Origin of the sequence: Staphylococcus sp. GDB9P120P, from assembly GCF_017893435.1 — a bacterium.
GTDB classification, from domain to species: Bacteria; Bacillota; Bacilli; order Staphylococcales; family Staphylococcaceae; genus Staphylococcus; species Staphylococcus cohnii.
This window is the reverse complement of record NZ_JAESNB010000010.1, coordinates 187095-200174: the sequence shown is the minus strand read 5'-3', so window position 1 is coordinate 200174 and position 13080 is coordinate 187095. Positions and strand designations below refer to the sequence as shown.

The 13080-nt window shown below is 33.9% G+C and carries 11 protein-coding genes; 8 read left to right on the top strand and 3 right to left on the bottom strand.

The window, feature by feature from the left end; translation table 11 throughout:
• Nucleotides 1-111 precede the first annotated feature (111 nt).
• From pta to KA856_RS11760, 6 genes are all read left to right on the top strand, one after another.
• Nucleotides 112-1098, top strand: a complete 987-nt coding sequence (gene pta, locus KA856_RS11785) for a phosphate acetyltransferase (RefSeq protein WP_040030111.1) — start codon at nt 112-114, stop codon at nt 1096-1098.
• A complete protein-coding gene (locus tag KA856_RS11780) occupies nt 1098-1937 on the top strand; it encodes a lipoate--protein ligase family protein (protein WP_107383640.1) in 840 nt (279 codons plus the stop codon). The genes pta and KA856_RS11780 overlap by 1 nt, the downstream gene beginning before the upstream one ends.
• A 544-nt stretch (nt 1938-2481) precedes the next feature.
• Nucleotides 2482-3405, top strand: a complete 924-nt coding sequence (gene mvk, locus KA856_RS11775) for a mevalonate kinase (protein ID WP_210138720.1) — start codon at nt 2482-2484, stop codon at nt 3403-3405.
• Nucleotides 3406-3409: 4 nt separating this feature from the next.
• Nucleotides 3410-4393 (top strand): diphosphomevalonate decarboxylase, encoded by a 984-nt coding sequence (gene mvaD, locus KA856_RS11770; RefSeq protein WP_210138719.1) that lies wholly within the window; start codon nt 3410-3412, stop codon nt 4391-4393.
• 12 nt (nt 4394-4405) lie between these two features.
• Nucleotides 4406-5482, top strand: a complete 1077-nt coding sequence (locus tag KA856_RS11765) for a phosphomevalonate kinase (RefSeq protein WP_107383643.1) — start codon at nt 4406-4408, stop codon at nt 5480-5482.
• Nucleotides 5483-5921: 439 nt separating this feature from the next.
• Complete coding sequence (locus tag KA856_RS11760) at nt 5922-6260, top strand: YuzB family protein (RefSeq protein WP_107383644.1); 339 nt, start codon at nt 5922-5924, stop codon at nt 6258-6260.
• A gap of 171 nt (nt 6261-6431) precedes the next feature.
• On the opposite strand, the gene KA856_RS11755 is transcribed toward KA856_RS11760, so the two are convergent.
• From KA856_RS11755 to KA856_RS11745, 3 genes are read right to left on the bottom strand one after another with little or no spacing between them, the layout of a single operon-like run.
• Nucleotides 6432-7214 carry a glucose 1-dehydrogenase gene (locus KA856_RS11755; protein WP_107383645.1) on the bottom strand — a complete coding sequence of 261 codons (783 nt, stop codon included), beginning with the start codon at nt 7212-7214 and terminating at the stop codon, nt 6432-6434.
• Nucleotides 7215-7233: 19 nt separating this feature from the next.
• Complete coding sequence (locus KA856_RS11750) at nt 7234-8481, bottom strand: MFS transporter (protein WP_107383646.1); 1248 nt, start codon at nt 8479-8481, stop codon at nt 7234-7236.
• Between the two features lie 49 nt (nt 8482-8530).
• Nucleotides 8531-10126: a xylulokinase gene (locus tag KA856_RS11745; protein ID WP_210138718.1), complete on the bottom strand. Its 1596-nt coding sequence runs from the start codon at nt 10124-10126 to the stop codon at nt 8531-8533.
• A gap of 275 nt (nt 10127-10401) precedes the next feature.
• On the opposite strand from KA856_RS11745, the gene KA856_RS11740 reads away from it, so the two are divergent.
• Both KA856_RS11740 and KA856_RS11735 read left to right on the top strand, forming a co-directional pair.
• Nucleotides 10402-11382: a ketoacyl-ACP synthase III gene (locus KA856_RS11740; RefSeq protein WP_210138717.1), complete on the top strand. Its 981-nt coding sequence runs from the start codon at nt 10402-10404 to the stop codon at nt 11380-11382.
• Between the two features lie 606 nt (nt 11383-11988).
• Nucleotides 11989-12924: an aldo/keto reductase gene (locus KA856_RS11735; protein WP_107383649.1), complete on the top strand. Its 936-nt coding sequence runs from the start codon at nt 11989-11991 to the stop codon at nt 12922-12924.
• Nucleotides 12925-13080: the final 156 nt, after the last annotated feature.

Sequence of the window (13080 nt, the reverse complement as noted above, 5' to 3'; positions counted from 1 at the left end):
ACTATAAAACATAAGTAAATGATTACAAATTGGTGACATGGAATTCTATAAAAAAATGACGTATAATAGTAATGGAAAAAATAATAGTATTAAAAATTTGAGGAGGCCCATATGTCTTTATTAGATGTATTACAAGAGAAATTGTCAGGAAAAAATGTGAAAATTGTTTTACCTGAAGGAGAAGATGAACGCGTATTAACTGCGGCAACACAATTACAAAGTACGGATTATGTAACACCGGTATTATTAGGTAATGAAACAAATGTTAATGCGTTAGCTAAAGACAAAGGTTTAGATATTTCGAACTTAGAAATTATCGATCCTGAAACGAGTGAGTTGAAACAAGAGTTAGTGACAGCTTTTGTTGAACGTCGTAAAGGGAAAGCAACTGAAGCCCAAGCTCAAGAAATGTTAAAAGACGTAAATTACTTTGGTACGATGCTAGTATATACTGGTAAGGCTGAAGGTTTAGTAAGTGGTGCTGCACATTCTACAGGTGATACAGTTCGTCCGGCACTACAAATTATTAAAACAAAACCAGGTGTAACTAAAACATCAGGTATATTCTTTATGATTAAAGGTGAAGAACAATATATCTTTGGTGATTGTGCAATTAACCCTACATTAGAAGCACAAGATTTAGCTGAGATTGCAGTAGAAAGTGCAAAATCTGCACAAAGTTTTGGCATGTCACCACGTGTAGCAATGTTAAGTTTCTCAACAAAAGGTTCTGCAAAATCAGATGATGTTGAAAAAGTTTCGAACGCTGTAGCGTTAGCACAAGAAAAAGTTGAAACTGATCAACTTAAAGATGTAGTTATTGATGGAGAATTCCAATTTGATGCTGCAATTGTACCGGAAGTTGCTAAGAAAAAGGCACCAGATGCACAAATTCAAGGCGATGCAAATGTATTTATTTTCCCAAGTTTAGAAGCAGGTAATATTGGATACAAAATTGCGCAACGTCTTGGTGGTTATGATGCAGTAGGCCCAGTATTACAAGGTCTTAATTCACCAGTAAATGATTTATCTCGTGGTTGCTCAATAGAAGACGTGTATAATTTATCAATCATCACTGCTGCGCAAACATTACAATAATGGATCTAGCAAGTAAGTATTTTAATAGTGCCACTTGGCGTTATGTAGACCATTCTTCTGGATTAGCACCGATGCAGTCATTTGCATTTGATGATACTTTGTCAGAAAGTGTCGGAAAAGACTTATCAAGTAGTGTGGTACGTACTTGGATACACCAACATACAATCATTTTGGGTATCCATGACTCAAGGTTACCGCATTTGCAAGATGGTATTCGCTATTTAACCGAAGAACGAGGGTATAATGCGATTGTGAGAAACTCAGGTGGTCTAGGTGTCGTACTAGACCAAGGTGTACTCAATATATCACTTATTTTTAAAGGCAAACATGACATTACGATTGATGAAGCATTTTCAGTCATGTACTTATTAGTGGCAAAAATGTTTGAAGATGATGATGTTGAAATTGAGACCTATGAGATTGAACAATCATATTGTCCAGGGAAATTTGATTTAAGTATTAACGGGAAGAAATTTGCCGGTATTTCACAAAGACGTGTTCGAGGTGGCATAGCTGTCCAAGTATATCTATGCGTTGAAGGAGATGGCAGTGAACGTGCTGCATTAATGAGAGCATTTTATGAACGCGCATTACAAGGTGAAAGTACTAAATTTGAATACCCTGATATTGATCCTCAATGTATGGCGTCTTTATCGCAATTATTAGGCAGAACGATAACAGTTCAAGACGTGATGTTCCAGTTGTTATATGCGTTAAAAGATTTAGGCGCTAATTTGACAATGGATGATATTACGGATGATGAGTGGCAGCGATATGAAGGTTATTTTGACAAGATGATTGAACGCAATGCTAAAGTTAATCAAAAAATGGACGAATGAGACAAAGACTAGAAACGATACATTGTATTCGTTTTTAGTCTTTTTATTTATAATTACATAATGGAAGATATTACTATTATTTGTTGAATTATAGTAATTAAATAAGTAATATAGTGAAAGTATACGTTAAAAATCAAAAATAAATTAATAAAATAAAGTGAAGTTTTTGAATAATAGTTCATCGCGTTTTATAATAAAAAAGTATTGTTTATAATTAGTAGCAGGTATTAACTTTTTGCTCATTTTGTTCAATTTTGATACAAATTTTAAAAAAACTATGACTCGAGTCGTATGTCAATATATGAAATTTGTGAGATAATATAATTTGATTTGTGTAAAATTGATTGAGTTGTGTAAAAAATGCACGTAATTTCTTCTTGATTAAAAATGAAAAGATATGAATACGCTAGCTAAATACTATTAAACACAGAATTTCCTGGGAAATGTTAAGATAACTAGGAATGAAATTAAGATTAACAAAAAAATCGCGGTGCAAAGCATATATTATTTAAATTTAAAGAAAATACTAAAGGTGATTGAAAATATGGCACAACAAGGTTATGGGGAAGCGAATGGCAAGGTGATTTTAATAGGTGAGCACGCGGTGACATTTGGAGAGCCTGCAATTGCGATTCCATTTACGACAGGAAGAGTGAGTGCATTAATTGAATCTTTAAATGTGACTGAATCTTCCTATATCAAAAGTGAAGTTTATGACGGTGAATTGGCTTACGCACCGGAACACTTAAAATCAGTAATAACGAGATTTATTGATAAATATGATATTGAAACACCCATAAAAGTTTCTATAGATACGAACTTGCCACCATCGAGAGGTTTAGGATCTAGTGCAGCAATGGCAGTTGCATTTGTACGTGCGAGTTTTGATTATATAAATAAACCTTTAACAGATGCAGTATTGATAGAAGAAGCAAATTGGGCAGAACGTATTGCGCACGGCAAACCAAGTGGCATAGATACACAAACCATAGTATCCAACAAGCCAGTTTGGTTTCAAAAAGGTGAAGTTACTACCTTGAAACCATTAGACTTAAATGGATATATGGTTGTAATAGACACTGGTATTCGTGGTTCAACGAAACAAGCAGTAGAAGATGTACATAATTTATGTAAAGCAGATAGCAGGTATCTTAGCTTTGTCGAACATATCGGCAAATTGGTACATGAAGCTCGAGATTCTATAGAACACCATAACTTTGAACAACTTGCTACTGTCTTTAATTTGTGCCAAGAGAATTTAAGAACACTCACTGTTAGTCATGAAAAAATTGAACAGTTGTTAGAAGTTAGTGAAAAACAAGGCGCGATTGCTGGTAAATTAACTGGAGGAGGTAGAGGCGGAAGTATGATCGTTCTCGCTTCTACTTTAGAAACGGCTGAAAAAATTGTGGAAAGTGCGCAATCATTGGGTGCACATCATACTTGGATTGAATATTTAGGAGGTTAGTAAGGTGGTTAGTAGTGGCAAAGCACGTGCACATACAAATATTGCACTGATTAAATATTGGGGGAAAGCTGATGAAGCCTATATTATTCCGATGAATAATAGCTTGTCGGTAACATTAGATCGTTTTTATACAGAGACTAAGGTAACTTTTTCTGAACAATATACGAAAGATATATTGATTTTAAATGGACAAACAGTAGATGATTCTGAAGCAACTAAAATACGTCGTTTTATGGATATTGTTAGAGATCTGGGTAAAACATCTATGTACGCACATATCGAAAGTGATAATTTCGTACCAACAGCTGCAGGTTTAGCCTCATCAGCAAGTGCTTATGCCGCGTTAGCAGCAGCATGTAATGAAGCTTTAAAACTTGGTTTAACGGGTAAAGAATTATCTAGACTTGCCCGAAGAGGCTCAGGATCAGCCTCTAGAAGTATTTATGGAGGTTTTGTAGAGTGGGAAAAAGGTTATGATGATACAACATCATACAGTTTCCCGATTGATGCAGATCACTGGGAAGATGATTTATCTATGATATTTGTAGTAATCAATAATAAAACAAAAAAAGTTTCCAGTCGTGCCGGTATGTCACATACGCGTGATACATCTCGTTTTTACCAATACTGGTTAGATCACGTAGATGAAGACATAGCGTCAGTTAAACATGCGATTGATGACAAAGATTTTAAGTATTTAGGAGAAGTTATCGAAGAGAATGGTTTGAGGATGCATGCAACAAATTTAGGTTCACAGCCTCCTTTTACATACATGGTAGAAGATAGTTATTTAGCTATGAATATTGTACATCAATGTCGTGAAGCTGGTTATCCTTGTTATTTTACAATGGATGCAGGGCCCAATGTTAAAATTTTAGTAGAAAAGAAAAATCAACAGGCAGTTATTGATGCACTACAAAAATCATTTAATGATGATCAAATTATTGCAAGTGACATTACACGTACAGGTGTTGAAATTATTGAGTAAGGAAGAGATAACATGATTCAAGTAAAAGCGCCAGGTAAGCTCTATATTGCAGGTGAATATGCTGTTACTGAACCTGGATATAAATCTGTATTAATAGCTGTTAATAGATTTGTAACAGCTTCAATTGAGGATTCTAATGCTCCAGAAGGTACAATCCATTCAAAAACGTTACATCATGAGCCAGTTACCTTTCAAAGAGAAGAAGATAAGATAGTCGTATCTGATTTACATGCAGCAAAACAATTAAAATACGTTATCACAGCTATAGAAGTTTTTGAGCAATTTGTGAGCAGCAATCACATTGACTTAAAACATTTTAATTTAACGATAGATAGCAATTTAGATGATGCTAATGGTCATAAATACGGTTTGGGTTCAAGTGCAGCGGTACTAGTATCTGTAGTAAAAGCTTTAAATGAATTTTATGAAATGCATTTATCAAATCTTTATATTTATAAACTTGCAGTGATTGCAAATATGAAATTACAAAGTTTGAGTTCTTGTGGGGATATCGCTGTCAGTGTATACACAGGTTGGCTTGCTTATAGTACATTTGATCATGAGTGGGTATCACAGCAAATTGAAGATACATCTGTTAATGAAGTATTAAATAAAAACTGGCCAGGTTTACATATTGAACCACTACAACCACCAGAAAATATGGAGGTTTTAATTGGATGGACAGGATCACCTGCGTCTTCGCATCATTTAGTTAGTGAAGTAAAACGTTTGAAATCCGATCCTACGTTTTACGGAAAATTTTTAGAACGTTCTCATGCTTGTGTAGAGAAATTGATTCATGCCTTTAAAACCAATCATATCAAAGGTGTACAGCAAATGATTCGTATGAATCGTGAAATTATTCAATCTATGGATAATGAGGCTACAATCGATATTGAAACTGCGCATTTGAAAGTGTTATGCTCTGTAGCTGAAAAATATGGTGGTGCTGCTAAAACATCAGGTGCAGGTGGCGGCGATTGCGGTATCACAATTATTAATAATGAAGTAGATAAACAATCAATTTATAAAGAATGGTTAGAAAATGAAGTGAAACCGTTAGAGTTTAGTATTTATCATGGGCAATAAGCTTGAAGGAAAGGGATAAGACAGAAACCCAATTTTTAAATGGTTACGTTGTCTTAACGGACATGGATGGTTAGAGTTGATGCTTTACTGAGCTGAATCTCATGTACAAGACTTACTAAATCAATAAATTGAGAAGTGCAACGGCTGTGACAATTAATTTGTCCAGCCTCTTTTTGGTTTGATTTTTATAATAAATGACAGAAAAGCATATAGCAAAAGTAAGTATCATAAACGTTTAATTATATGCTTTCATGACCATGTTATATACTTTTGAGGAAGAACTTGAAAAAATGCCTAAATAGAGTAAAATAATTAGAGTTGTATTTATCATTATAAACGTATTAATGAGGCTTTGGATAGGCAATTAAGCGCATATTTTACATAGAATAATAAAAAATGTGTTAATCATTTATGAATGGAAAGGTGAGGATGATTAATTTTGCAAAATAAATTTTTAATCTGCGATGATTGTCAGGGCGTTAATTGTAAATCTTTGGAGAAAAAACTAACAAAATTAGATCCTAATGCAGAAATAGAAATTGGTTGTCAATCGTATTGTGGACCTGGTCGACGTAAAACTTTTGCATTTGTTAATAATCGCCCATTAGCAGCCTTGTCTGAAGATGAGCTTATGGAAAAAATTGAAAAACAATTGCAAAAACCAAGGGATCCGGAAGAGGAAGAGCGTCTTAGAAAACGCAATGAGGAACGTAAAAGACGTAAAGAAGAACAAGATCGTAAGCTGAAAGAAAAATTAGCTAAGAAGAAAAGCAAATGATAGACACTCAAATTGTCACATATGAAATGATTGAACTGCGCGATGTAGTTCAATCTTTTTTTGTACTACTGAATAAAAAAACACTTTCGTTCATTTCACCATTAAATATGAGTATTGAACAAAAGTGTTTTTTGATTTTATTGAAATCAGGATCATATATGTTATTGATTTTTAAAGTGCTGTATAACCACCATCGATTGTGAAGACACTACCTTGGGCAAATGAAGAAGCGTCTGAAGCAAGATATACAACGATGCCACCGAGTTCATTTGGTGTGCCTGGTCTACCCATAGGTGTGAATCCCATCCAGTCTTCAATCATTTCTCCACCTTGATCAAAGAATGGTTTCGTAAGTTCTGTTTTCATATAACCTGGAGCTATTGTATTGACTTTAATATTATATTTTGACCATTCCATAGCTAAACTTTTCGTCAACATAATGACACCTGCTTTGGAAGCATTATACGAACATTGTTCTTGTGGTTTATTAGCAATTAGTCCTGACATAGAGGATGTATTAATGATAGAGCCATAGCCTTGTTTAATCATTACGCGACCAACAGATTGGGCAACTAAGAAAATGCCATTTAGATTTAAATTAATGACTTTATTCCAATCTTCAAATGACATTTCTTCAGCTTTTGCGTTAATTGTCATGCCAGCGTTATTAACTAAAATATCAATTTTATTAAATTGTTTTGTAACTTCTTCAACCATTTGATTTACAGCATCTGGATTTGTGACATCCACTTTTAGTGCAATCGCTTCTACATTTTCAGTTTCACTAATTTCTTTAGCGGTATTATCAGCTATCTCTTCATTAATATCTGCAATAACGATATTAGCACCAGCTTGAGCCAATGCGGTAGCCATAGCTTTGCCTAAACCCATAGCACCTCCTGTTACAATTGCTACTTTTCCATCTAATTTGAATTGTTCTAATATATTTGTCATGTTCAAACACCTGTCCTTTTTAATGATTTGGTTGGTTAACTTTCATAAAGAAAGTCAGTATAAATCCTATAAAATAAATGATTGCATAAGTCCAAATAGTTAGTACAGGGCCTCCTATTGGTACTGTTAAGGTTGCGATTGCTGGACCAACAAAGTTACTTAAGCCAGCGGATAAGTTATGAATAGAAACGGCGGCGCCTTTATGATTTGGTTCTAAAATAGGGAAAATGGCTGACATCGGGACAAATGCAGCGACAGCAAAACCGAATACAATCGCCACTGCACCGGCAACCCAAATGTTGGGGCCAGTCCATATTGGTAAATAGTAAAATGCTAATGTAGAAATCACCATTCCTATACAACCAAACCAACGAACTTGGCGTACCCATCCAATTTTATCTCCAACCACACCCCAAAATAGGTTAGTGAATATGGTTACGATATACATTAAGCCCCAAATTCTCAACCATTCTGATGTAGTGAATCCTACAGTATCAGTGAATACGATTGGCATGATAACTACAAGTCCAAACAATGCTAATTGGTTAATGATTCTAACCACACAAGCAATAGCAACTTGTGGGTTTTTTAAAATTGTTATACCTTTAGCGAATTCAAACAATATCTCTTTTGGTGTTAGTTTATCAGTTTCTTTCTCAGAACCTTTCCTATCTTTAACTAAGAACATAGCCATTAAACCACCGATTAAAATGAATATTATGGATGACCATAATGTCCCCATAAATCCAATCCAAGGTATTGTAAAACTAGGTAGATAGGTTCCTAAAAACCCGATACCTACAGAATACATTGCCCAGAACCAACCCATAGCTGAAGCTAGGCGATGTTTTGGAGCTGAATATGTAATCCAGACGACAAAGCTATAGATAAACATCGGATAGGCAAACCCTCTAATACCATACATAATTAACATCATCGGATAACTATGTTGCTCTAGTCCTAAAGTTAAAAATCCTACATGAAAAACAATCCAAATGATAAACGCAAGCGCCATTATTTTTCTCGGACTAAATATTTCAGCTAAAATACCAGAAAGCCAAGATGCAACTGCAACAATAAGACCGTAAAGTGTTAAGACTGCAGATGCTTGCTGCGATTCAAATCCAATACTAACAATATATTTTGATAAAAAAGCTTGTTCAATACCATCGCCAGTCATGAAAATAGCAACTGCGATATAACCCCAAATTAAAGTTATCGGTAAGCCTAAAAATTGCTTAGAGTTATCTGTACTTAGTGTATTCACAAAAATCTCTCCTAATCTTTAAATATGATTTCTAAAATGTTAATCGTGTTTAAATATATTCATCTATCTGTCTTTGGAGAGGTAATAATGCTTTAAATCTTTGAATATAATTTCTAAAACTTTCAATATCCTGTGGTTTGGGATTTAAAGTGATTTGATCAGTGTTATCAAAAGCTTTAACGTTTAAGTAATTGGCCAAATTTGTATATTGGTTTTCTAATAAATAACGGGATAATATTGCGATACCCCATGCGCCTCCTTCACTAGCAGTCTTCATAACACTTACTGACGATTCTAATGCTGCAGCTAAGAAGGATTGTGCGATTTTGTCTGTTTTAAAAATACCACCATGCCCTAACATGCTATCAATTTGAATATTCTCTTTTTCTTTTAATAAATCTATGCCAATTTTCAAAGTGCTAAAGGCACTGAAAATATGTGTCTTCATAAAGTTTTCAATATTAAATGCACTATCAACATGACGTAGAAACATCGGATAACCTTGATTGACATCTGTTATGAATTCTCCAGAAATATAGCCATAAGATAATAGTTTCCCTAAGTCTTCATCTCCGCTAAAAGCGCTTTCAAATAACTTAGTGAAAAGTTCATTTTTATCATATTTTACATTCATGAGTTGAAAAACTTCCTCAAACAAATGAATCCAAGCATTGATATCAGATGTACAGTTATTAGCATGTATCATTGCAACATCATAACCATCAGGTGTTGTTACAATATCAACTTCGGGATATACATTGACAATCGGTTTTTCTAGTACAATCATTGAAAATATGCTAGTTCCGGCTGAAATATTTCCTGTTTTTGGTGCTACACTATTGGTTGCTACCATGCCTGTGGCAGCATCTGATTCTGGTGCACACATTGGACATCCTGACTCCAATTCACCATTTGGATCGATGAGTTTAGCGCCTGTTTCTGTTAAATAACCGGCAATTTGTCCAGCTACAATAACATTTGGTAGCATATCGCTAATGTCTTGTGTATAACCTAATTTTTGAAATAATGAATTAAAGCGCTTTAATAAATCTTGGCGAAAATACTTACGTTCGCTATCAATTGGGAACATGCCAGATGCATCTCCTATACCTAATACCTTTTTGTCTGTTAAATACCAATGAACATATCCAGCAAGGGTAGTTAGATAACTAACTTGTTTGACATGCGCTTCGCCATCTATTGCTGATTGGAATAGCTGAGCGATGCTCCAACGTTCTGGTATATTAACTTTAAAATCTTCGCGTAATTGTTGTGCAGCTTTGTTCGCATTGTTATTACGCCAAGTTCTGAAAGGTACTAACAAATCATCGTTGTCATCAAAAGCTAAATAACCATGCATCATACCACTAATGCCTAGAGAAGCTAAGGATTTAAGTTGAGTATGATAGTTGTCTTTAATTGATTGTGACATTTCAGAATAACTTTTTTGGATGCCTACCCATACATCATTAATGGAATAAGTCCAATAGCCATTTTCATATTTGTTCTCCCATTCAAAAGAACCTGTTGCAATTGTTTCACAATTAGGTGCGATAGCAATTGTTTTTATCCGCGTAGAGCCTAATTCAATGCCTACAGATAGTTGACCAGATTCAACCAAGTGCTTGATATCATCACTTTCCATTTTGTTGCTCCTTTATTTTAAATAATGTAAACGCTAACAGAAATGAATAATAATTCAAAAATTATGAAAAGTCAATTAAAGATTATTATATTTTTAGTTCATATGATAAATTATAAATGATTATTTAAAATGTTATTTATATTAATTTTACTTTGGAAGTTATTATAGTTTATATAGGTGTTGGATTGATTGTGTTATCACTCGTTGTAAGATGAGTATGATTAAAATAGGATTTTGAAATTTCAAGGTTACAGATTGATAAAAGGAGTTATGATATGAATTCATTTGCAAAAATTACTGCGCAAGGTGCTTATGTACCAGAGAAAATAATGGATAATCAGGATTTCGAGAAGATTGTTGATACTTCTGATGCATGGATCCAACAAAGAACTGGGATTGTTGAAAGAAGAATCGTAGCTGAAGATGAATATACGAGTGATATCAGTTATAAAGCAGTGTTGGATTTACAAGAGAAATATCAAGTGGAATTAAATGATGTTGATATGATCATCAATGCTACGTTGACACCAGACTATAAAACACCTAGTGTCGCATCTTATGTGCAAGCGAAATTAGGATTAAAAAATGCAGGGGCTATTGATATTAATGCAGCTTGTGCAGGTTTTGCCTATGGCTTGAATATCGCTAATGGTCTAATTACTTCTGGCCAAAATAAAAAAGTGTTAGTCATTGGCGCAGAAACATTATCACGAATTACAGATTACACAGACCGCAATACGTGTATATTGTTTGGAGATGGTGCAGGAGTATTTTTAGTAGAATACAGTGAAGATGAAACGAGCTTTATATCTAGTAGTGCTGGCTCGGATGGCGACAAAGGACATCATTTATATTGTTCGGAACTTTCTCATACAATGTTTGGCGAAGATTTACAAAATCCTGGCCATATTGTACAAAATGGCCGTGGGGTATATAAATGGGCTGTCGGCAATGTCCCAAATATTATTGATGATACAATGCGTGATACGAATTATAAAAAAGAAGATATAGCTTGGTTTGCACCACACAGTGCCAATGCCAGAATGATAGAATCAATATGTGAAAAGGCAAATCTATCAAAAGATAAGGCGTTAATGAGTCTTAAATATTATGGTAATACGTCATCGGCAACGATACCGTTATCGATTGACTTAGCCGTTCAAGCACATCAACTCAAAAAAGGTGATCTCATGTTATTAGTTGGGTTTGGTGGTGGATTGTCATATGCGTCTACATTAATTAAATGGACACTTTAAAAATGTATCACAACAATCAAATAAACAATGATTCAAAAGTAGGATGTACATACATTGCATCCTGCTTTTTTCAATTGTAATCATTCTTATTAGGGAAGCGATGAAATCTTTTTAATAAAATTAGCTTTCTGTCCAATCTCAATAATGCTTAAATTTTTGCAACTTAATTTTCAAGCATTTTACTTCAAGGTTTCATCGAAAACATGCTAAATTTTGAGTAGAGGTTCAAAAGTTATTCAACAACTTAATGTAGTTATTTCACCACGACGTGTTAAATCATATATGTTTAGAATGAGTCATGTTAGCGATATTTGAAATAACTGAATTACAAGACGATAAATGATTTAGAGTCACTAGTTAACACAATAAATCGTCACGCTGACTTATGAAGTGAATCTGAATATTTAGGTTATGTACATTTATACTATGTGATAACCACGTTATTAAACTGAATGAAAAAGGGTAGAGATATATTATAGTATTCAGCAGTTCATACGTTTGTTGATTGTACGGTCTTACTCTCTTTCAAACAAATGTATACAAAAACACTTTGAGCCAGAGATTCTATAAATATTTCAAAATTAAAATATAAGGAGTTGGATTGTTTTGACGGAAAAAGTTCAATTAGGAAAATCAAATGTAACAGTATCACCGATTGCTTTAGGTACAAACGCTGTTGGTGGACATAATTTTTATAATGATTTAGATGAAGAAAAAGGTAAAGAAACAGTTCGTACTGCAGTGAGAAATGGTATTACATTGTTAGATACAGCATATATCTACGGTCCAGAACGTTCTGAAGAATTGGTTGGAGAAGCGGTTAAAGAATTTGCTAGAGACGAGTTTGCTATTGCCACAAAGGGTGCACATTATTTTGATGAAGATGGTAATGTGAAAATGTCTAATGACCCAGAATTTCTTAAAGATCAGGTAGAAAAAAGTTTAAAACGTCTTCAAGTAGATTATATTGATTTGTATTATATTCATTTTCCAGACGACACTACGCCTAAAGATCAAGCAGTTGCCGCATTAAAAGATTTAAAAGATGAAGGCAAGATTAAAGCTATCGGCGTTTCTAACTTTACATTAGATCAACTAAAAGAAGCGAATAAAGATGGCTATGTTGATGTTGTACAAATGGAATATAATTTGCTAAATCGTGAAAATGAAGATGTGTTTGAATATACAAAAGAAAATCAAATTACATTTATTCCATATTTTCCTTTAGTATCAGGTCTTTTAGCCGGTAAGTATACTGAAAATACACAATTTGATGATATTCGTGCTAAGAATCCAGAATTCCAAGGGGAAAAATTCAAAGAAAATTTAGCGAAAATTGATGAGTTAAGAGATATTGCAGATAATCATAACGTAGATGTTGCACATATTGTACTTGCATTCTATTTAACCCAGCCTTCATTGGATGTCGTGATTCCTGGTGCAAAACAACCACATCAAGTCGTGGATAATTTAACGACGTTAGAGGTTAATTTAACTAAAGAAGAAATTGAAAAAATAAACGAATTATTTCCTAGAAAATAATACAATGTGTCTAGGACGAATCAATGATGTCCAGACTGTTTCAAATTGTCAGTAGATGACTTAATTGAAAATTTTAGTCCCACTTCACAATTTATTGTGTTAGTGGGACTTATGCATGAGCTAGCTCAAGTAACTCTTGAATCACTTCACAATTTA